16 protein-coding genes are annotated in these 20,192 nt (G+C 74.3%); 10 read left to right on the top strand and 6 right to left on the bottom strand.

Annotated features, from left to right (window positions below; translation table 11 throughout):
* Positions 1–129: 129 nt before the first annotated feature.
* Positions 130–1,293, top strand: a complete 1,164-nt coding sequence (locus AC1DZC_RS02155) for an LCP family protein (protein ID WP_477042058.1) — start codon at positions 130–132, stop codon at positions 1,291–1,293.
* The gene (locus AC1DZC_RS02150) at positions 1,290–2,831 is read left to right on the top strand and encodes an LCP family protein (protein ID WP_477042057.1); all 1,542 of its coding nucleotides are present in this window, start codon (positions 1,290–1,292) and stop codon (positions 2,829–2,831) included. Before AC1DZC_RS02155 ends, AC1DZC_RS02150 begins: the two co-directional genes overlap by 4 nt.
* 4 nt (positions 2,832–2,835) lie before the next feature.
* Here the strand turns inward: AC1DZC_RS02150 and purE are convergent, their stop codons facing one another.
* Positions 2,836–3,378, bottom strand: coding sequence for a 5-(carboxyamino)imidazole ribonucleotide mutase (gene purE / locus AC1DZC_RS02145; RefSeq protein ID WP_477042056.1), 543 nt, complete (start codon positions 3,376–3,378; stop codon positions 2,836–2,838).
* 143 nt (positions 3,379–3,521) lie between these two features.
* The gene (locus AC1DZC_RS02140) at positions 3,522–4,667 is read right to left on the bottom strand and encodes a 5-(carboxyamino)imidazole ribonucleotide synthase (RefSeq protein WP_477042055.1); all 1,146 of its coding nucleotides are present in this window, start codon (positions 4,665–4,667) and stop codon (positions 3,522–3,524) included.
* A gap of 129 nt (positions 4,668–4,796) precedes the next feature.
* Between AC1DZC_RS02140 and AC1DZC_RS02135 the strand changes: the two genes are divergently transcribed.
* Positions 4,797–5,327 (top strand): GtrA family protein, encoded by a 531-nt coding sequence (locus tag AC1DZC_RS02135; protein WP_477042054.1) that lies wholly within the window; start codon positions 4,797–4,799, stop codon positions 5,325–5,327.
* On the opposite strand, the gene AC1DZC_RS02130 is transcribed toward AC1DZC_RS02135, so the two are convergent.
* Entirely contained in the window at positions 5,324–6,643 is a 1,320-nt protein-coding gene (locus tag AC1DZC_RS02130) for an ATP-binding protein (protein ID WP_477042053.1), read from the bottom strand. The genes AC1DZC_RS02135 and AC1DZC_RS02130 overlap by 4 nt on opposite strands.
* Positions 6,644–6,646: 3 nt before the next feature.
* A complete protein-coding gene (locus AC1DZC_RS02125) occupies positions 6,647–7,348 on the bottom strand; it encodes a response regulator transcription factor (RefSeq protein WP_477040576.1) in 702 nt (233 codons plus the stop codon).
* Between the two features lie 132 nt (positions 7,349–7,480).
* Here AC1DZC_RS02125 and AC1DZC_RS02120 point away from each other — a divergent pair, with 132 nt between their 5' ends.
* The 5 genes from AC1DZC_RS02120 to AC1DZC_RS02100 all read left to right on the top strand — a co-directional run bounded on the left by AC1DZC_RS02120 (position 7,481) and on the right by AC1DZC_RS02100 (position 16,392).
* Positions 7,481–8,680: a sensor histidine kinase gene (locus tag AC1DZC_RS02120; protein WP_477040577.1), complete on the top strand. Its 1,200-nt coding sequence runs from the start codon at positions 7,481–7,483 to the stop codon at positions 8,678–8,680.
* Positions 8,677–9,378, top strand: coding sequence for a response regulator (locus AC1DZC_RS02115; protein WP_477042052.1), 702 nt, complete (start codon positions 8,677–8,679; stop codon positions 9,376–9,378). The genes AC1DZC_RS02120 and AC1DZC_RS02115 overlap by 4 nt, the downstream gene beginning before the upstream one ends.
* 117 nt (positions 9,379–9,495) lie before the next feature.
* Positions 9,496–10,272, top strand: coding sequence for an ABC transporter ATP-binding protein (locus AC1DZC_RS02110; RefSeq protein ID WP_477040579.1), 777 nt, complete (start codon positions 9,496–9,498; stop codon positions 10,270–10,272).
* Positions 10,272–12,794, top strand: coding sequence for an ABC transporter permease (locus AC1DZC_RS02105; RefSeq protein WP_477042051.1), 2,523 nt, complete (start codon positions 10,272–10,274; stop codon positions 12,792–12,794). Before AC1DZC_RS02110 ends, AC1DZC_RS02105 begins: the two co-directional genes overlap by 1 nt.
* 88 nt (positions 12,795–12,882) lie before the next feature.
* Positions 12,883–16,392: an FtsK/SpoIIIE domain-containing protein gene (locus tag AC1DZC_RS02100; protein WP_477042050.1), complete on the top strand. Its 3,510-nt coding sequence runs from the start codon at positions 12,883–12,885 to the stop codon at positions 16,390–16,392.
* Here the strand turns inward: AC1DZC_RS02100 and AC1DZC_RS02095 are convergent.
* Entirely contained in the window at positions 16,377–16,778 is a 402-nt protein-coding gene (locus AC1DZC_RS02095) for a hypothetical protein (protein ID WP_477042049.1), read from the bottom strand. The two genes, AC1DZC_RS02100 and AC1DZC_RS02095, sit on opposite strands and share 16 nt — an antisense overlap.
* A 382-nt stretch (positions 16,779–17,160) precedes the next feature.
* Between AC1DZC_RS02095 and AC1DZC_RS02090 the strand changes: the two genes are divergently transcribed.
* Entirely contained in the window at positions 17,161–17,409 is a 249-nt protein-coding gene (locus tag AC1DZC_RS02090) for a WhiB family transcriptional regulator (RefSeq protein WP_028044865.1), read from the top strand.
* Positions 17,410–17,799: 390 nt separating this feature from the next.
* On the opposite strand, the gene AC1DZC_RS02085 is transcribed toward AC1DZC_RS02090, so the two are convergent.
* Positions 17,800–19,287, bottom strand: a complete 1,488-nt coding sequence (locus AC1DZC_RS02085; RefSeq protein ID WP_477038251.1) for a sensor histidine kinase — start codon at positions 19,285–19,287, stop codon at positions 17,800–17,802.
* Positions 19,288–19,387: 100 nt separating this feature from the next.
* Here AC1DZC_RS02085 and AC1DZC_RS02080 point away from each other — a divergent pair, with 100 nt between their 5' ends.
* Positions 19,388–19,891, top strand: coding sequence for a DUF2505 domain-containing protein (locus tag AC1DZC_RS02080; RefSeq protein WP_477038250.1), 504 nt, complete (start codon positions 19,388–19,390; stop codon positions 19,889–19,891).
* Positions 19,892–20,192: the final 301 nt, after the last annotated feature.

Below are 20,192 nucleotides of genomic sequence, written 5' to 3'. Positions count from 1 at the left end.
ACCACGCCAGACCGTGTGCTCCCCGACGACGAAACATCCACCTCCTACGATCGACCGGTGACTGTTCGCCACGCCTCCCCCTCGCGCCCCCGTGCCGCCAGGCACGCTCGACGTGTCCGGACCCACGGCGTGCTCCGCTCCGTCGCCCTCGTCGCGGTCGCGGTACTGACGTTCACGGTGGCGGGAGGTGCGGCCGTGGCCGCCAAGCTGCAGGGCAACATCGATCAGGTCGACGTCTCGGCGCTCGTCAACCCGGTGCCGTCGCCCAGCAAGGTGCCGGACCCGGACGACCCGAACAAGGGCAGCCCCGTCAACATCCTCGTCCTCGGCTCCGACCAGCGGGACGGCGAGAACGAGGCCATCGGTGGCGAGGCCGAGGGCATGCGCTCGGACACCGCGATGGTCATGCACATCTCGGCGGACCGGACCCGGATCTCCGTGGTGTCCATCCCCCGCGACTCCCTCGTCGACATCCCGTCGTGCACGATGACGAACGGCAAGACGACCCGCGCGACGCACGCGATGTTCAACTCGGCGTTCGCGACCGGCTGGGACAACGGCGGCGACATGGCCTCGGCCGCCGCATGCACCATCAACACGGTGCAGCAGAACACCGGCGTGACGATCAACCACTTCGTCGTCGTCGACTTCGCCGGCTTCCAGAAGATGGTCGAGTCGATCGGCGGGGTGCCCATGTGCATCCAGAGCGAGACCCGCGACAAGGACTCCGGCCTCTACCTGGCCGCCGGCAACCAGGTGCTCGACGGACCGACGGCGCTCGCGTTCGCCCGCGCCCGCCACAACGTCGGCGACGGCTCGGACATCAACCGGATCGGCAACCAGCAGCAGCTCGTCGCCGCGATGGTCCGCGAGGTCCTCTCTCGCGACGTCCTGACCAACCCGTCGAAGCTGGTGTCGTTCCTCAGCGCCGCGACGAGCTCGCTGACGACCGACAGCCAGATGTCGATCGCCGACATGACCGGCCTCGCCTACAACTTGCGGAACATCGACCGTGGCAACATCACGTTCATGACGATTCCGTGGGCAGCGGCCAAGTCGGACCCGAACCGCGTCGAGTGGACCTCCGCCGCGACCCAGGTCTGGGCCGACATGGCGAACGACGTGCCTCCGGCCAGCTACGTGCCGCCCGCGCCGACCCCGACGCCCGGTGCCACGACGCCGCCTCCCGCGGTCGCGGACCCCGCCGCCCCGGTCGTGCCGACGCCGACAGAGACCAAGAAGGCCGGCCGCGAGGAGTTCTCGGTCGCCGACACCACCGCCGTCTGCGCATGACGTCGGACGACCGCACCGTCCGCACCCCGCCGCCGAGCTTCGCGCCGGCCGGCAGCGCGCGGCCGGCGGACCCTGCCGAGGCCCAGCCGATCGTCGTCGGCCGCCCGCCCGCCCGCTCCGCGACGCCTGCCACGCCGTCGACCGCCCGTTCGACGACACCGGCGGCGCCATCCCCGGTGACCGCTCGCCCCGCATCGCGTCCCGCGGCGCCCGGGGTGCCTGCGTCGATCGCCCCGTCCTCCGCCGAGGCCGCGTCGCGACCCGACGCCGCGGCGATCGAGGTGCCGGGCAAGCGTCCCCCGACGCGGCCCGCCTCCCCCGTCCGGACCTCGAGCTCGTCCGCGTCGCGCACCCCGACAGCCGTCCCGCCCGGCACGGCCAAGACCCCTCCGCCCGCTCCCCTGCCGGCGGGTTCGGCCCGCACGTCGACGCCCGCATCCGTGCCGCCCGCGTCCGTGCCGCCCGGCTCGACGCCCGCGTCCGGACCGCGCAGCACCTCGTCGCGACCCTCCGGCCAGCGCCCGCCGGTCCGCCCCGTGCCCGCAGGACCGAAGGGGCCCGCGACGAAGCCCGAGGCGGCCACCACGCGTCGCAGCAGGGGGCCGCTCGTCGTCCTCGTCGTGATCGTCGTCCTGGTGGCCCTGCTCGCGTGGCCCATCGGCCTGACGATGTGGGCGAACGGCAAGGTCCAGCACACGGCCGCCCTGAGCGGTGCCGCCAACACCCCGGGCACGACATACCTGCTGACGGGCTCCGACTCCCGCGCGGACGGCTCCGTGGGCGAGGACGGCACCGAGGGCGCGCGGACCGACACGATCCTGCTGCTGCAGGTCCCCGACAGCGGACCCGCGGCGCTCATCTCGCTGCCTCGTGACACATACGTCCAGATCCCGGGGCACGACGCCTCCAAGCTCAACGCCGCGTTCTCCTGGGGCGGCGCCCCGCTGCTCGTCCAGACGGTCGAGGGGCTCACCGGGCTGACGGTCGACCACTACGCCGAGATCGGGATGGCCGGCGTCGAGCAGATCGTCGACGCGGTCGGCGGCGTGAACCTCTGCTACGACGCGGTCGTCAGCGACCCGGACTCGGGCATGGTGTGGCCGGCGCCCGGCTGCCAGGACGTGACCGGTGCGCAGGCGCTCTCGTTCGCGCGGATGCGCAAGTCGGACCCCACGGGCGACGTCGGCCGCGCCGAGCGCCAGCGCCAGCTCATCGGTGCCGTGATGGGCAAGGTCACGCCCGGCTCGCTCCTGCTGCACCCGGGCAAGCAGGTCCAGCTCATCGACGCCGGCACGGCCGCGCTGACGGTGAGCGAGGGCACGGGCATCGTCGACATGGGCAAGCTCGCGCTCGCGTTCCGCTCGGCCAACGGCCCCGGTGGCATCACGGGCACCCCGCCGATCAAGAGCCTGGACTACCGCCCTGGCGGGGTCGGCTCGACCGTCCAGCTCGACCCCGACCTGACGCCCGCGTTCTGGGTCGCCGTCCGCGACGGGACGCTGCCGCCCGGACCCGTCGGCGGCATGCCGGGCGCCTGACGCCCTAGAGGCTGAAGCCGATGCTCGGCCGGCTGGCGGCCGTGTGCGAGCGGAGGCGCTCACCCTTGGACTCGGCCTGACCCTGCAGCTCGACCTGGAACGCGGCCATGGCCGTGCGGATCCGCGTCGCCTGGGCACCCTCGCCCGAGGCCAGGATCCGTGCGGCGAGCAGACCGGCGTTCTTCGCGCCGCCGATCGACACGGTGGCCACCGGGACGCCCGCGGGCATCTGCACGATCGACAGCAGGGAGTCGAGCCCGTCGAGGAGCGCGAGCGGGACCGGCACGCCGATCACGGGCAGCGTGGTGACCGAGGCGAGCATGCCGGGCAGGTGGGCCGCCCCGCCGGCGCCGGCGATGATCACCTTGAGGCCGCGGTCGGCGGCCGTCCGGCCGTACTCGATCATCTTCTCGGGCTGCCGGTGGGCGGAGACCACGTCGACCTCGACCGGCACGCCGAAGTCGGCGAGCACCTCGGACGCCGCCTGCATGACCGGCCAGTCCGAGTCCGATCCCATGACGATCCCGACGAGGGCCTGCACTGCCATCACGATCTCCGTCTGCTCGAGCGGGTCCGACCTGCGACGTCGTCGCCGGATCCCATCATGTCCCAGCCGCAGCGCTGCTCCGGACCGTGTTCGCGCCGGGCAGACAGACCGGCGCGGAGGCCGCCGGTCGGCCGTCGTTCGGCTCAGGCCCGCTCGCCGCGCAGGAGCGCCGCCGCTGCGACCGCGCGCGCCCGGACGTCGGCGAGGTCGTCCCCGCTGACGTTCACGTGACCGAGCTTGCGGCCAGCGCGGACCTCCTTGCCGTACAGGTGCACCTTCACCGACGGGTCCAGACTGGCCAGCGCGTCCGTGGGGTCGTCGAGCGCGCTCCCGAGCACGTTGGCCATGACGGTCCACGTGGCGGTCGGTGCGGTGTCGCCCAGCGGGAGGTCGAGGACCGCGCGCAGGTGCTGCTCGAACTGGCTGGTGACCGCGCCGTCGATGGTCCAGTGCCCCGAGTTGTGGGGCCGCATGGCGAGCTCGTTGACGACGACGGTCGGCGTGCCGTCCGCGCCGGGCACCTCGAACAGCTCGACCGCCAGCACGCCCGTGACCCCGAGGCCCTCGGCGATCCGCGTGGCCACGTCGAGCGCCTGGGCACGCGTCGCCGGGTCCAGGTCGGGCGCGGGCGCGACGACCTCGGCGCACACGCCGTCCCTCTGCACCGACTCGACGACCGGCCACGTCCGGACCTCGCCGCCGGGCCGACGCGCGACGAGCACGGCGAGCTCCCGCGTGAACGGGACCTTCTCCTCCGCGAGCAGCGGTGCACCGGTCCCCGCGGCCGCCGCGGCGAACCAGTCGGCGACCTCGTCGGAGGCCCGCACGACGCGGACCCCCTTGCCGTCGTAGCCGCCACGGGACGTCTTGACCACGGCCTCGCCACCGGCCAGGAACGCGTCGAGGTCCGCCGACGACGTCAAGGCCGCCCACCGCGGGCAGGGGATGCCCAGCTCGGTCAGCCGGGTCCGCATCACGATCTTGTCCTGCGCGTGCACGAGCGCGACGGCACGCGGCTGCACCGAGACTCCGTCGGCCTCGAGCCGGTCGAGCAGCGCGTTCGGGACGTGCTCGTGCTCGAAGGTCAGGGCGTCGGCGCCGACCGCGAGCCGCTCGATCGCCGCCTCGTCGGACGCCGCGCCGACGGGAGCGTCCACGACCACCTGGGCCGCCGAGGACGTCGGGCTCTCGACCAGCACGCGCAGGTGCAGGCCCAGGGCCGTCGCCGCAGGCGCCATCATCCGAGCGAGCTGGCCACCGCCCACCACTGCCACCACGGGTGCTGTCACGGGCGACGACACTAGTCGAGCCTCACGCGTCCCGTTCCGTCGACGACGACCGTGGACAGGGCGGCGAGATATCCTCGCCGTCTCACCGGTCGATGGCGGGCGGGAGCAACGCGGACGGGTGGGTGGGGTGTGAGCACCGACGACGAGGCTGCCGGGGCGTCGGTGGCACGCGGCTCGACGGTCTCCGGACCGACCGTCGCGCCGGAGGCCGCGGTCGCAGTGTCCGCCGGCCGGGCGCGCACCTACGAGATCCTGCGCTTCCTGTCCGTGGGCGGGATGGCGTTCGTCGTCGACCTCGGCCTGTTCAACCTCCTGCGGTTCGGCCCCGGGCACCTGCTCGAGCAGAAGCCCGTGACCGCCAAGATCATCTCGCTGGTCGCCGCGACCCTGGTCTCGTGGGTCGGCAACCGGCACTGGACGTTCTCCCGGCAACGGACCGATCGGCAGGCTCGCGAGCTGTTGGTGTTCGCCTCGATCAACATCGTCTGCGCAGGCATCCCCGTGCTCACCCTCGCCCTGTCGCACTACGCGCTGGGACTGACCAACGCGCTCGCCGACAACGTCGCGACGGTGCTCGGCATCGTGATCGGGACCGTCCTGCGGTACGTCGGCTACAAGCGCTGGGTGTTCACCGGCCACCCCGCGGGCCCGACGCCCTAGCGGCGGCGGCGGTCCGGTCGGGTCACCACGGCACCCATCGGGACGACCGAGTCCGGACGCAGCGACGTCGGCACGCCGGACAGGAACAGGGCGAACACCGCCGGACGGCGCTGCGCCAGCTCGAGCCGGCCGCCGTCGGCGGAGGCCAGGTCGCGCGCGAGCGCCAGCCCGAGCCCGGTCCCCCGCCCTGAGGTCACCTCGCGCTCGAAGATGCGCGGCGCCAGGTCGTCGGGCACGCCGGCGCCCTCGTCGGCCACCTCCACGACCACGGCGCCGGACGGGCCGCCGGTGCGGGCACGGACCGTCGTGGTCCCGGCCCCGTGCTTGAGGGAGTTCTCGATGAGCGTCGCGAGCACCTGGGCGAGCGCGCCCGGGGTGGCGAGCACCTGGGTGGCGGGGTCGACCTCGACGACGATGTGCCGGCCGGCCACGTCGAACGTCGGCTGCCACTCCTCCTCCTGCTGGCGCACGACGTCGACGAGCATGAGCGCCTCGGTCGTGCCCCCCTGCGCGCGCCGCGAGCTGGCGAGCAGGTCGTCGACCACGCGGACCAGGCGCTCGACCTGCTCGAGCGAGATCCGGGCCTCCTCGCTGACGTCCGGGTCGTCCGTCGCGAGCATGATCTCCTCGAGCCGCATGGTCAGGGCGGTCAGCGGGGTGCGCAGCTGGTGCGACGCGTCCGACGCGAACTGCCGCTCGGCGGCCAGTCGCGCGGCCATCCGGTCGGCGCTGCGGGCCAGCTCGGCCGCGACGAGGTCGATCTCCTCGACGCCCGAGGGTTCGAGCCGTGGCCGGACCTGGCCGGCGCCCAGCTGCTCGGCCGAGGCGGCGAGGTAGACGAGCGGGGCGGTCAGGCGGTTGGCCTGCCAGATCGCCATGGCGATCCCCGCGGCGAAGGCCACGACGGCGGCGGCGACGACGAGCGCGATGACCCGGGCACTGAGCCAGAAGACGTCCCACCACGACACGTACAGGTCCACGACGGCCCCGGCCTGGGACGTGACCTGCACCGACAGGCTGCGGCCCTCGACGTGGTCCCCCGACTGGTAGAGCTCCCCGTCGGGCGCCTTGACGCGCACGGAGGCAGGGACCTCTCCCGGACCGCCGGTCGCGTTCTCCAGCATGCGGTCGGTCAGCGGGATGTCCTGCTGGATGCGGAAGTCGACCGAGCGGGCGACGGTGTCGGCCCGGGCCTTGAGGGCCTGCATCTCGTTCTCGCGGACGAGCTGGGCACCCAGGAACGCCAGGGGGAAGCCGAGCAGGACGACCGCGACGGTGACCGCCGCGATCGTCGCCTGCAGGACGCGACGACGCACGGGTCAGCCGCCGGTGCTGCTGCTCGCGCCGCCGGTCTCGAAGCGGAATCCCATGCCGCGGACCGTCGTGACGTACCGCGGCGCGTTCGCGTCGTCGCCGAGCTTGCGACGCAGCCACGACACGTGCATGTCGAGCGTCTTGGTCGAGCCGGTCGGGTCGGAGCCCCAGACCTCGCGCATGAGCGTCTCGCGGGCGACGACCGTGCCGGCCGCGCCGACCAGGACGCGCAGGAGGTCGAACTCCTTGGCGGTCAGGTGCAGCTCGCGCTCGCCCTGGAACGCGCGGTGCGCGGCGACGTCGACGCGGACGTTCTGGGCGTGCACCTCGTCCTCGTCGCCCGGGTCGCCCACGCTGCGGCGCAGCAGCGCGCGGACGCGCGCCAGCAGCTCGGCGAGGCGGAACGGCTTGGTCACGTAGTCGTCGGCACCGGCGTCGAGCCCGACCACCAGGTCGACCTCGTCGGCCCGTGCCGTGAGGACCAGGAGCGGCGTGGTCAGGCCGAGGTTGCGGATCGCGCGGGCGACGTCAAGCCCGTCCATGTCGGGCAGGCCGAGGTCCAGCACGATGAGGTCCGCCGCCGAGGCGCCGTCGATCGCGCCTTGACCCGTTCCTTGCACGCGCACGTCATAACCTTCACGCCCGAGGGCCCGGGCCAAAGGCTCGGCAATCGCGGGATCGTCCTCTGCCAGCAACACCTGGGTCATTCGCCCATGCTAGGTCACGGGACGGTGTTGTCCGCCAGTGGGCACGTGTGATCCCTGCCTGCATCTGTGGGGGGACGCGGGGTCCGTCCGCGGGGGCACGACGAGGAGCGGCGACGCACCTACCCTCGGGGGGTGACGAGTTGGGAGCGCCTGCTGCGCTGGGAGGAGGCGCACCGGTTCGTCGTCGACGCCACCCTCGCGGCGCTCATCCTCCTCGTCGTCTTCCCGGCCTCGATCGCGTTCGGCGCCGCCGCGGCGATCGCCGACCCCGTGCTCGCGCCGGTCTTCTCCGTCGCGCTCGTCGTGCCGATCGCGTGGCGGCGGGTGCGCCCCACGGCCTCGGCCGCGACGATCTACGCCGTCGCCCTGCTGCAGGTCCTCGTCGGCGCGCCGATCGTGTTCCCCGCCGACGCGATGGTGCTCGTGGCGCTGTACTCGGTGACCGTGCACGGTCCTCGCTGGGCACATCGGGTGGCGATCGCGGGGTCGCTGGTCGGCTCCGTGGTGCTCGGCGTCGCCCTGTACGGCTGGTACGACACCCCGGCCGCGACCGCGACGGCCATGTTCACCGGCGTCGCGGCGCTCGCCGTCTGGGCGTTCGGCCTCGTGCGCAGGTCGCGGCGGGAACGGATCGAGGCGCTCGAGGACCGGGCGCGCCGTCTCGAGATCGAGCGCGACCAGCAGACCAAGATCGCGACGGCCGCCGAACGCGCCCGCATCGCCCGCGAGATGCACGACATCGTGGCGCACTCGCTGACCGTGATGATCGCGCAGGCGGACGGTGGGCGGTACGCAGCCGATGCCGATCCCGGCGCCGCGACCCGGGCGCTCGGCACGATCGGCGAGACCGGCCGCGCCGCGCTCACCGACATGCGGCGGCTGCTCGGGGTGCTGCGCGGGTCGGACTCACCGGCGCTCGAGTTCGAGCCGCAGCCCGCCGAGGCGGACGTCGGCGCACTGGTCGACCAGATGCGGGCGAGCGGCATGCGGGTCTCGCTCGTCCGCATGGGCACGCCGCGCAACCTCCCGCCGGGCGCCGGCCTGACGGTCTACAGGATCGCCCAGGAGGCCCTGACCAACGTGCTCAAGCACGCCGGTCCCGACCCGCTGGTCTCGGTGCTCGTGCAGTGGCTGCCCGACGCGATCGTGCTCGAGGTGAGCGACGACGGCCGCGGCGCGGCGGCCGACTCCGACGGGCTCGGCCAAGGGCTGCTGGGGATGCGCGAGCGCGCGACGATGTTCGCGGGGACCGTCAGCGCCGGTCCCCGTCCAGGCGGCGGCTTCCGGGTCCGCGCGCAGCTCCCGACACCCCCAGGACAGGACCTCTCATGACCATCCGAGTCGGCCTCGTCGACGACCAGCAGCTCGTGCGGGCCGGCTTCCGCATGGTGATCGACAGCCAGCCCGACCTCGAGGTGGTCGTCGAGGCGGGCGACGGGTCGCAGGCGGTGCGCTCGCTGGACCCCGTGGCGCACCCCGGTGTGGTCGACGTCGTGCTCATGGACGTCCGGATGCCGACGATGGACGGCCTGGCGGCGACCGCGGAGATCGTCGCGCGCGGGACCGAGGCCGCACCGGCGCCCAAGGTCATCGTGCTCACGACGTTCGACCTCGACGAGTACGTGCTGTCCGCGATCCGTGCGGGCGCGAGCGGGTTCCTGCTCAAGGACGCGCCGCCCGAGGAGATGCTCGCGGCCATCCGCACCGTGCACCGTGGGGACGCCGTGATCGCCCCGTCGAGCACGCGCCGGCTCCTGGAGCACCTCGTCGTCGCGCTGCCGCCCGAGGAGCCGGGCACCCCGACGGATCCGGCGCGTCTGGCGGTGGCGGACCTCACCGACCGCGAGCGCGAGGTGCTCGTCCTGATGGCCCGGGGCCGGTCCAACACGGAGATCGGCCAGGACCTGTTCGTCGCCGAGGCCACGGTCAAGACGCACGTCGGTCGCATCCTGGCCAAGCTGCACGCTCGCGACCGGGTGCAGGCCGTCGTCGTCGCCTACGAGACCGGGCTGGTACGACCCGGATCGTGATCGCGCGGGCCCGGCGTGCGACCACGGGATGACGCGCGACGACACCGTGGCCTGATGTGGTGGACGCGGCCTGCTCCGTAGCGTCGAGCACGTCACCGACCGAAGGAGCCGCACCCCGTGGACACCACCGTCTTCCGCCCGATCGACCCGGTACCCGCCGCGAGCGCCCGTGCCCTCACCAAGGTCTACGGCCGCGGTGCAGCGGCCGTGCACGCCCTGGACGGCGTCGACGTCGACTTCGCGGCCGGTGCCTTCACCGCGATCATGGGCCCGTCCGGGTCGGGCAAGTCGACGCTCATGCACGTCCTCGCCGGCCTCGACCAGGCCACGTCGGGGATGGCTCTGCTGGGCGACACGGAGATCACCGCGCTGGGCGACGACGAGCTGACCCGCCTGCGTCGCGACCGGGTCGGCTTCGTCTTCCAGTCCTTCAACCTCCTGCCCATGTTCACGGCCGAGCAGAACATCCTGCTGCCGCTCGAGCTGGCGGGCGCCGCGGTGGACCGGGAGTGGTTCGACACCCTCGTCGAGACGCTCGGCCTCGGTCAGCGGCTGACCCACCGGCCCAGCGAGCTGTCGGGCGGGCAGCAGCAGCGCGTCGCGATCGCGCGGGCGCTGATCGCCAAGCCGGAGGTCGTGTTCGCCGACGAGCCGACGGGCAACCTCGACTCGCGCTCGGGTGCCGAGGTGCTGAGCTTCCTGCGCCGGTCCGTGCGCGAGCTGGGTCGCACGATCATCATGGTCACGCACGACCCGACGGCCGCGGCGTACGCGGACCGGGTGGTCCTGCTCGCTGACGGACGCATCGCCGGGGACATCGAGAACCCGACGCCGGAGTCCGTGCTCATGGGCCTCGAGGCGCTGCGCACGCTCGACCAGCCGGTGGCGCGCTGATGCTGCGACTCACGCTCGCCCAGATGCGCCGCAGCCTGGGCCGACTCTCCGCCGCCGCGGTCGCCGTCGCGATCGGCTCCGCGTTCCTCGCCGCGACCCTCATCGCCGGCGGGGTCATCACGCGCACCGGCTACGACGCCCTCACCGCGACCTACGGCCATGCCGACGTCGTGGTGCGCGGCCAGCTGACGGCGACGGAACGCAACGAGGCCGCCCGCGATCCGCACGTCGCAGCCATGACGGTCCTCGACCCCGTCACCCTGGAGGTCCGCGCCAACGGCCGGGTCCGTGCCCAGAACGTCATCACTGCGCCGTCCGACCCGCGCCTGGGCTCGCTGACCATCGCCGAGGGGTCGTCTCCGACCGAGGTCGGCCAGCTCGCTCTGCCGTCGGACACGGCGTCCGCGCTGCGGGCCGAGGTCGGCGACACCGTCGAGGTCGCGTCCCTCGGGTCCGGCGGGGACCACGGACGTTCCTTCGAGCTCGTCGGCATCACGGCCGACCCCACCCGCGCCTGGTCCCAGTCCGGCGGCGCCGGCCTGGTCACCGCCGACGAGGCCGCGAGGTTCGTCGATACGTCGCAGAGCCCGATCACCCTGGTCGCGGCCGCCGACGGGGTCAGCGCCACCGAGCTGCAGGCCGCCCTGACCCCCCTCGTGGGCGACGCCCGCGCGCTCACCAAGGACCAGGCCGCCGCGGAGGCGGTCGCCGAGCTCTCCGGCGGCGGGAACCTCCTGGTCACGGTCGTGCTCGGGTTCGCGGCGGTCGCCATGCTCGTCGCGGCGCTCGTCATCGCCAACACGTTCCAGGTGCTCGTCGCCCAGCGGACCCGCACGCTCGCCATGCTGCGCTGCGTCGGCGCCAGCAAGCGCCAGCTGCGGCAGTCCGTCCTGCTCGAGGCGGGGATCCTCGGCCTGGGGTCCGCGCTCGCCGGGCTGGTCGCGGGAGCCGTCCTGGCCCAGGTCGCGCTCACCGTGCTCAACCGCGCCGACCTCGGCGTTCCTCTCCCGTCGACCATCCCGATCACGCTCGCGGTCGTCCTCGTGCCGCTGCTCGTCGGCACGCTGGTCACCCTTCTCGCCTCGCTCGTGCCGGCCCGCGAAGCCACCCGGGTCGCTCCGATCGCCGCGCTGCGCCCCGCCGACGCACCCGCCGTGTCGGCCAGGGCGGGCCGCGTCCGCCTGGCCGTCTCCCTGCTGCTCGTCGTCGGCGGCGCCGGGGTGCTCCTGCTGACCGCGGCGGCGTCCCGCAGCGGCTCGGGCAGCGCGAACCTCCTGCTCGGGGTCGGCGTGCTCGCCGGTGCCCTGTCGTTCGTCGGCGTCCTGCTCGGCGCCGTCTTCTGGGTGCCGAGGATCGTCGCCCTGCTGGGGCGCGGGCTGGCGTCCACCGGGACCAGTGCCCGGATCGCCGCGGCGAACACCGTGCGCAACCCGCGCCGCACGGCCGCGACGAGCACCGCGCTGCTCATCGGCGTCACGCTCGTCGTGATGATGAGCACGGGCGCCGCGAGCGCTCGCACGTCGATGAACCGCGAGCTCGACCAGCGCTACCCGGTCGACCTCGTCGTCGACGGGCGGCTCGGCGACGGGTCGGTGCGGATGGACGAGGCGCCCGTGCGAGCGGCGCTGGCCGGCGTCGACGGGATCGCCCGCGTCGCCTCGGTACGGACGGCCGACGTCGCGTTCCCCAACGGCTCGACGCTCACCGTCGCGGCGGTCGAGGACGACTCGGCGTCGACGATCATGCGTGACGCCGCCCTGGTCGACGATCTGTCCGACGACACCGTGCTCCTGCCCAGCTGGGTCTCGGACGACGAGATCGCGGGCAGCACCACCGTCGTCGAGCGCACCTACGACGCCGACTGGAACCCCAACCCCGACGGCCCGCCGGTCGATCTCACCGCGGTCGCCACGGGCCTCGGCGGCACGCGCGGGATCGTCACCAACGCCACGCTCGACCGGATCGCGCCGCACGCACCAGTCTCGACGTTCTGGGTGACGCTGGAGCCCGGCGCCGACCCGGGCACGGTCCTGCAGGAGGTCCGCGAGGCCCTGCCGGACGGCGGGCTCGACATCACCAGCGCGGCCGCCCAGCGCGTCAGCAACGACCGCGTCGTCGACTCCGTGCTGGGCATCGTGATCGGGCTGCTCGCGGTCGCCGTGGTCATCGCGCTCATCGGCGTCGCCAACACCCTGTCGCTGTCGGTGCTCGAGCGGCGCCGCGAGTCGGCGACCCTGCGGGCGATCGGCCTGTCGCGACGCCAGCTGCGCTGGATGCTCGCCGTCGAGGGGATGCTCATCGCGGGCGTCGGAGCGCTGCTCGGGGTGGGCCTCGGCCTGCTCTACGGCTGGGCCGGGTCGGTGGTCGTCTTCGGCAGCCTCGGGGACGTCCTGCTCACCGTCCCGTGGCGGGACCTGGGCCTCGTCCTGGTCGTCGCCCTGGCGGCCGGGCTTCTCGCCTCGGTGCTGCCCGGCCGGACGGCGGCCCGCACGTCGCCCGTCGCGGCGCTCGCGGTCGACTGACCCGACCACGGCCCTGTGGACGGCGAACGTCGTCCACAGGGCCGCAGGTCAGACCCCGCGACCGACGCCCGCAGGGGATCGTCGCCGGGTGCGCGTCACCCTGCTCCACCCCGACCCCGAACGCGGTACGGGGACCGTCAGCACCGATGTCGAGGTCTCGCCCGGGACGCCGCTCGCGGCCCTGCGGCCGGCGCTCGCCCGGCTGAGCGGGCACCCGGCGTGGGCCGGCTCGACGCACCGCGTCGCCGTGGCGGACCAGGTTCTCGACGAGTCGCACGTGGCCGGTCAGCCACCCCTGGTGCACGGGTGCGCGCTGAGCCTCGGACCGGTCCCGCGCCCCTCGGCGGAGGAGGCGCTCCGCGCGGACTGGCACGTGGCGGTCGTCGCCGGGCCGCGCTGCGGGGTCCTGGTCGGGCTGCCCGACCGGACGCGCGTGGCGGTCGCCCCCGGCCTGACCGTCCGACGACGCGGCGACCGCGTCCGGTCCCGTGCTCGTCGCTGGCACCCGGGTGCGCCCCGGACGATCGGTGCGTGGACCTACGAGCTGCGCCCTCGGGTGCTCCCGGAGCCGGCTCCGTCCCCGGAGGCGCGCGCAAGGCCGTCGGTCGCGACGTGGCTGACCCCGGTGATCGGGTCCGTCGCGCTCGCGGTCGCACTGCACCAGCCGCTGCTCGCGCTCGTCGGGCTGATCGGCCCGCTCGGCGCTCTCCCGTTCCGTCGCCGACGTGCTCGCTCTCTTCCGGCTCGGCCCGCAGACCCCGCGGCCCTGGTCGCGGCCACCGTGCGTGCGCGTCCGGACGACGAGCCGGTCGAGGGCGTGGTGCCGTGGGACGACGGCGGCACGGTCGCGGTCGTCGGCCCGCGGTCCCTGTCCCTGCCCGTGGCCCGCGCCATCGTGCTCGCGGCGCTGGGCACCCACCTGCGCGGACCGCTCGCCGTGCGGAGCCGTCACCTGCTGGACTGGTCGTGGCTGGTCTGGGCCGGGCCCTGCGACGACCTCCCGGGGTCCGACGAGGAGTCGGCGCTCGTCGTCGTCGACGATCCGCTCGACCCGGCCGCCCTCGCCCGGTGGCGCTCCGGTGCGCCACCCGGGCAGCGCGTGGTGCTCCTCGCCGCGAGCGCGGCGGACGTCCCGGCGTGGTGCCGGTCGAGGATCGAGGTGTCCCGGCGGTCGGTCCGGCTGCACGACGCCCAGGGCCGGGCGGCGCCGGTCCCGCGGCACGCCGTCGACGTCGCCACCGCCGAGGCGCAGGTGCGCCGCGCCGCCGGGCTGCGCCGCCGAGCCGAGGACCCGCTCGACCTCCCGGCGGGCGCCGCCCTGGGCGCGCAGCCCGGCGTCCCGCCTCCCGTCGCCGGGGCCGTCTCGTCCGCCTGGGACGCGTCGGCCGCCGGGATGGTCGTCGCGCTGGGCACCGGCGCCGCAGGCCGACCCGTCACGGTGGACCTCGTGTCCGACGGACCCCACGCGCTGGTCGCGGGGACCACCGGGGCCGGCAAGTCGGAGCTGCTGACCACCGTCGTGCTCGCCCTCGCCCTGACCCACCCGCCGGAACGCCTCGCGATCCTGCTGGTCGACTTCAAGGGCGGCACGGGGCTCGGGGCCGTCGCGGGGCTGCCGCACGTCCTCGAGCACGTCACCGACCTGGACGCCGCGCACGCGCACCGGGTGCTCGGCGGCCTGCGTGCCGAGCTCCGGCGGCGCGAGCGGGTGCTCGTGGCCGCCGGCGCACGCGACCTCGCCGACCTCTCGCCGACCGACCCCGAGACCCCCGCGCGTCTGCTCGTGGTGGTCGACGAGCTGCGCGCGCTGACCGAGGACGTCCCGGACGCGGCGGCCGCGCTCGCCCGGCTCGCGGCGCAGGGTCGGGCGCTCGGCGTGCACCTGGTGCTGGCCACGCAGCGGCCCGCGGGGGCGGTCGGATCGGACCTGCGCGCGAACGTCAGCCTGCGCATCGCGCTGCGGGTCGCGGACGCCGCGGACTCGACCGACGTCCTGGACGTCCCGGACGCGGCGGCGATCGACCCGCGCACGCCCGGTCGCGCGCTGGTCCGTCGCGGGTCGCGCCACGTCGAGGCGGTGCAGGTGGCGCGAGCGACGACCGTCCCCCAGGTCCCGGCCGCCCGGCTCGCGCCGCCCTGGGGCTCACCGTCCCGCTGGACGCCCGGCGCGGCGGACCGTGACCCCGACGCGGTCGCCTCGTGGGTCGCCGCCGCGGTCGAGGCCGCCAGCGACCGCCCGAGCGCCCCGGTGCCGTGGCTGCCTGCGCTGCCCCTCGTCGTCGGCGTCGACGAGGTCGAGGCCGGACCGGGCGTCGCGCTCGCCGTCGCGGACCTCCCGGAGGAGCAGCGCCGCGCGGCGGTGCGGTGGGATCCCGCGGGCGGCCACCTGCTCGTCATGGGCGGCCCCGGCTCGGGACGGTCGACGACGCTGGTCACCGTCGGCCTCGGCGCGCTCGACCAGGGGTGGTCGGTGCACGCCGTCGGCCTGCCCGAGGAGGCGGTCGCCCGACTGCGTGCCGGCGACGTGCACGGGTCCCTGGGCACGGTCCTGGCCGTCGACGACGTGGTGGAGACCGCGCGGCTCCTCGAGCTGCTGGATCGGCCGGACGGTCCGCGGACGGTGCTGCTCGTCGACCGGGTCGACCTCCTGCTCGGCACCCTCGGCGAGCTCGCACGCGGCGCGGGCGCCGACCGGCTCACGGCCGCGTGGCGCGGCGGTCGGGCGAGCGGCACGACGGGTGTCGCGGCGACGGCAGACGTCGGCGCCGTGGCTGTCCAGCACGCCGGTGCGTTCCGGGACCGGCTGGTCCTGTCGCTCGCCGACCCGATGCTCGACGCGCTCGCGGGAGTGCCCACCGCCTTCGCCGGCCCACGCCTCACGCCCGGCCGGGCCATCCACCTCGCGCCCGCCGGCGCGCAGCAGGTGCAGGTGGCGCTCGCGCCCGAGCCGGTCGGTGCGCGCGCCGAGCCCGACCCGTCGGTGGTGCGCGTACGGCCGCTGCCGCGCCGAGCACCGCTGACGGACATCGAGGCGGACCACGCCACGACGCCCTGGCGGGTGTTCCTCGGGATCGGAGGCGACGACGCGGTGCCGACCGCCGTGGACGTGTCCCGCGGCCTGCTCGTCGCGGGACCGCCGGGATCGGGTCGCAGCACGGCGCTCGCGGTCGTCGGGCTCGGCCTCATCCGCGGCGGTCACCCCGTGCTCCGGCTGGCCTCGGGCGAGCCGTACCCCGCGCTGGAGCGGTTCTCGAGCGTGGACGCGGCCGCGGCGGCCACCCTCCCGGATGCCGTGACGCTCCTGGTCGACGACCTCGACGAGGTGGAGCGCGAGCACCCGGACCTCGTGGCCAACCTGGGCGTGCGGATCGTCGCGACGAGCACCGCCCTGTCGGCAGCCGGCGCGTACCGCGGCGCGCTGCCGGGGCTGCTGCGCGGCCGGCGCGTGCTGGTCCTCGACGCCTCGGACCCGGCGTCCGCCGAGCTCGTCGGACCCCGGTCCCGGTGGCTCGCCGTGCCCGGAGGTCGGACGGTCGGGCGCGGCGCGCTGGTGATGGGACGCGACGTGACGCTCGTGCAGGTCTACGACCCCGGCTGAGCCTCGCGCGGGGGCGTCGTCGCGCGGACGACCGCCGGGAGGAACAGGCCGACGACGATCGCCGCGGCCATCACGATCACCACGAACGCCCACACCGACGGGGCGGCGTTGTACCAGCTCACCGTGAGGATCACGAGCAGGATCTGCCACATGATCACCGGCGACCGCGCCCAGCGACGCCCCCGCCACAGCCCGCGGGCGCAGAGGCCGAGCAGCGCCGCGACGCCGAGGCCGCAGACCGCGAGGAACGCCGTCGCGCCCGGCATCGTCGCCCGGCCGCGCACCAGCTCGGACCCCACCGCGATGCCCAGACCGGCGAACGCCGCGGCCTCGAGGACGATCAGGCAGCAGACGGCGAGCAGCATGGGCGGGCGGGTGTCGGTCACGGGTCCGAGCCTAGAGACTCGTCGCGCCGTATCAGGACGTCCGGTGCGTGCTCCGCGATACCACGCCGCGGAGGTGCTTTGGTACGTCACCTGTTGCGAAAGGCGAGGTCAGGACAGCCTTCTGACCTGGACGTTTGTCCTACATAGGCTCCGACCTGCGGCTTCGTCGTGACGTGGCTCACCCACAGGCAGGACACAGGTGTGACGAACGCCTCAGTCGTTACCGACATGAAACCTTCCCGTAACCCCTTGTGCGGACGGCAGGCGGGTGTGACCCTTGTTGAAGCACCAACAGCCCCCGCAAACACCCCCCGATTTCATGTCCAGTCCCGCGCGCCCAGACCCCGGGCGCCGGACGGACGTGTGCCTAGGAGAGAAGCTCATGGATTGGCGCCACCGCGCAGCGTGTCTCGACGAGGACCCCGAGCTGTTCTTCCCGATCGGGAACACCGGACCTGCCCTCCTGCAGATCGAGGAGGCCAAGGGCGTCTGCCGCCGTTGCCCCGTCGTCGACACCTGCCTGAAGTGGGCCATCGAGACCGGCCAGGACGCCGGCGTCTGGGGCGGCCTGTCCGAGGACGAGCGCCGCGCGCTCAAGCGCCGCACCGCGCGCCAGCGCCGCGCGGGCTGACCACAGCACTCTTCCGAACGCCGCGCACCCCTCGGGGTGCGCGGCGTTCGTGCGTCGTGGGCGGTGACGGACGCCGACGACGTCCTTGTGCGCCACGAGCGACGCACGCACGCCGCCGTTCGCGCACGCGGCCGCTCGCACGGTGGCAGTCCGTGCCGATCTAGCCGCACTTGGTACAGGAGTGAGCTCCTGGGGCGCTGACCGCGCCTCACGAGGCATCAGGTGTCACAAGTGCCGCAGGATCGGCACGCTCGACCTCGTCGGGACCAGCCAGATGGCAGCAGGGCCACCGCCGACCTCGTCGGGACCGGACAGGTGGCCGTGGGACGGTCGCCGACCTCGTCCCGCGTGCGGATAGCCGGGGGCAAGACCGGGGCCGCGGCTGGACGGCTAGATCAGCGACCCCGCGTCGCGCGGGGCGCGCAGGCGGGCCTCGATGACGACGGACGTCCCGCCGCCCTCCCGGCTCGACCAGGCGATGGTGCCGCGCATCTCGTTGGTCACGAGGGTCGAGACGATCTGCGTGCCCAGCCCGGACCCGGCGCCGTCCGCGCGGTCCGGGGGCAGGCCGGAGCCGTCGTCGGCCACCTCGACGCGGATCACGTCGTCCTGCCGGTCCACGATCACCTCGACGGTCCCCGACTCGCGCCCCTCGAACCCATGCTCGACGGCATTGGTGACGAGCTCGGTGAGGATGAGCGCCAGGGCGGTCGCGTCCTCGGCGGGGATCGAGCCGAACGAGCCCCGCACGGTGGTCCGCACGTGGGCGCCCTCGGTCGCCACGTCCGCGGCGAGGCGCAGGCTGCGGCCGACGAGGTCGTCGAACGGCACCGACTCGTCGAGCGTCTGCGAGAGGGTCTCGTGCACCAGGGCGATCGTCGCGACGCGACGCATGGCCTCCCCCAGCGCCTCGCGCGCCTCCGGGGAGCTCATCCGTCGGGACTGCAGCCGCAGCAGCGCGGCGACGGTCTGCAGGTTGTTCTTCACGCGGTGGTGGATCTCGCGGATCGTCGCGTCCTTGGTGATCAGCTCGCGCTCGCGACGCCGCAGCTCGGACACGTCACGACACAGGAGCACCGCGCCGACGCGCTGCCCGTGCTCCGTGAGCGGGACCGACCGCAGCGAGAGGGCGACCCCGCGCGACTCGACGTCGACGCGCCACGGCGCCCGGCCCATGAGGACCAGCGGCATGGACTCGTCGACCGTGTCCTCCTGGGAGATCAGGTCGGCGGTGACCTCGACGAGCGAGCGGCCCACGAGGTCGCCCACCACCCCGAGCCGGTGGAAGCAGGACAGCGCGTTCGGGCTGGCGTAGAGCACCTCGCCCTCGGAGTTCAGGCGGACGAGCCCGTCGCCGACGCGGGGCGCGCCGCGGCGCGGGCCGGTGGGGGCATCCGGGGCCGGGAACTCCCCGCGGCCGACCATCGCGAAGATGTCGTCGGCGGCCTCGACGTAGTTGAGCTCCAGCCGGCTGGGGGTGCGGGCGCCGCCGAGGTTGGTCTGCCGGGCGAGCACGGCGATCGGTCGGCCGTTGCGCACCACCGGCACGGCCTCCTCGCGCACGGCGTAGGAACCGAACCAGCGGGGCTCCCGCGACCGCTGGGCCGCGCGCTCGTCGAGCGAGCGCTGCAGCTGCGGACGCTGGCCGTCCGGCGCGGTCGAGCCGACGACGTCGTCGTAGTGCACCGTGGCGCCCGTGGAGGGGCGGCACTGGGCGACCGCCACGAAGTCGCCGTCGGCCGTGGGGAGCCACAGGACCAGGTCCGCGAACGCGAGGTCGGAGAGCACCTGCCAGTCCCCCACCAGGAGGTGCAACCACTCGAGGTCGGGGCCGTCGAGGGCGGCGTGGCGAGCGACGAGGGTGCTCAGTGTGGACACCTCACCAGGGTAGGTGGCGTGGGGGCGTCGCCCGACCGGTTCGGCGGCGCCGCCCTCGGCTACCCTCGGACGACCACCACAATCCCCGAAGGACCCTCCCGTGCGACTGAACGTGACCCTGGACCTGCCGACCGGAGCCCATGACGCGGCCCTCCTGCTGAGCGACCCGGACTACGTGCACGCGAAGGTCCGGGCGAGCGGCGCGCTCGAGCAGCACGTCGACATCACGGGGTCGGCGGACGGCGAGTTCACGGTCACCACCCGTCGGTCGCTGCCGACCGACCAGATCCCGTCCCACCTGCGCAGCTTCGTCGGCAACAGCATCGACGTCCGTCAGGTCGAGGCGTGGGAGGCTCCGGCGGCCGACGGCTCCCGGATCGGCACGGTCGTCCTGGACATCGCGGGCGCCCCGGTGCGGCTCAGCGGACGTACCCGGCTGGTCCCGGCGGGCCCCGACGCGAGCACCGTCAGCTACGACGGCGACCTCAAGTCGACGATGCCCCTGTTCGGTTCCGCGATCGAGAACGCGGCCGCCGGCGCCGTGCGGGCCGCGCTCGAGGTGGAGCAGGGCGTCGCGACGCGATGGATCGCCGACCACGCGTGACCACGGCTCCCACGGCACCGTTCACCAGGTAACAAACCGCCCGTCACGCCGTAACGATTCGGTAACGCGTCTGGCACGGTAAAGAGACTTTGACCTGCAGGTTCATGAGCGTGGGATCGCTACCACGGCATCACGACGTGTCGGGCTGCTTGACACCTGAGGGGCCTCCGACGACAGTTCTCGGCAACGCGTGGGAACGCTCCCGCACACTGCGGATGGGAGCGCGACCACGCCGGGTCCACCAGGCCCACCTGACGTCCGAGCACGCACTGCGGCTGCGCGGATCACGGGAGCCCTCGGG

The organism is Cellulomonas sp. P2_B4 (assembly GCF_056404795.1).
This window is presented reverse-complemented; position numbering and strand designations above follow the sequence as displayed.

Excerpts from the sequence above, each read along its gene's own strand:
- AC1DZC_RS02105 (WP_477042051.1), top strand. The coding sequence starts at position 10,272 with ATGCTGCGACTCACGCTCGCCCAGATGCGCCGCAGCCTGGGCCGACTC.
- AC1DZC_RS02125 (WP_477040576.1), bottom strand. The coding sequence starts at position 7,348 with ATGACCCAGGTGTTGCTGGCAGAGGACGATCCCGCGATTGCCGAGCCT.
- AC1DZC_RS02090 (WP_028044865.1), top strand. The coding sequence starts at position 17,161 with ATGGATTGGCGCCACCGCGCAGCGTGTCTCGACGAGGACCCCGAGCTG.
- purE (WP_477042056.1), bottom strand. The coding sequence starts at position 3,378 with ATGGCAGTGCAGGCCCTCGTCGGGATCGTCATGGGATCGGACTCGGAC.
- AC1DZC_RS02150 (WP_477042057.1), top strand. The coding sequence starts at position 1,290 with ATGACGTCGGACGACCGCACCGTCCGCACCCCGCCGCCGAGCTTCGCG.
- AC1DZC_RS02115 (WP_477042052.1), top strand. The coding sequence starts at position 8,677 with ATGACCATCCGAGTCGGCCTCGTCGACGACCAGCAGCTCGTGCGGGCC.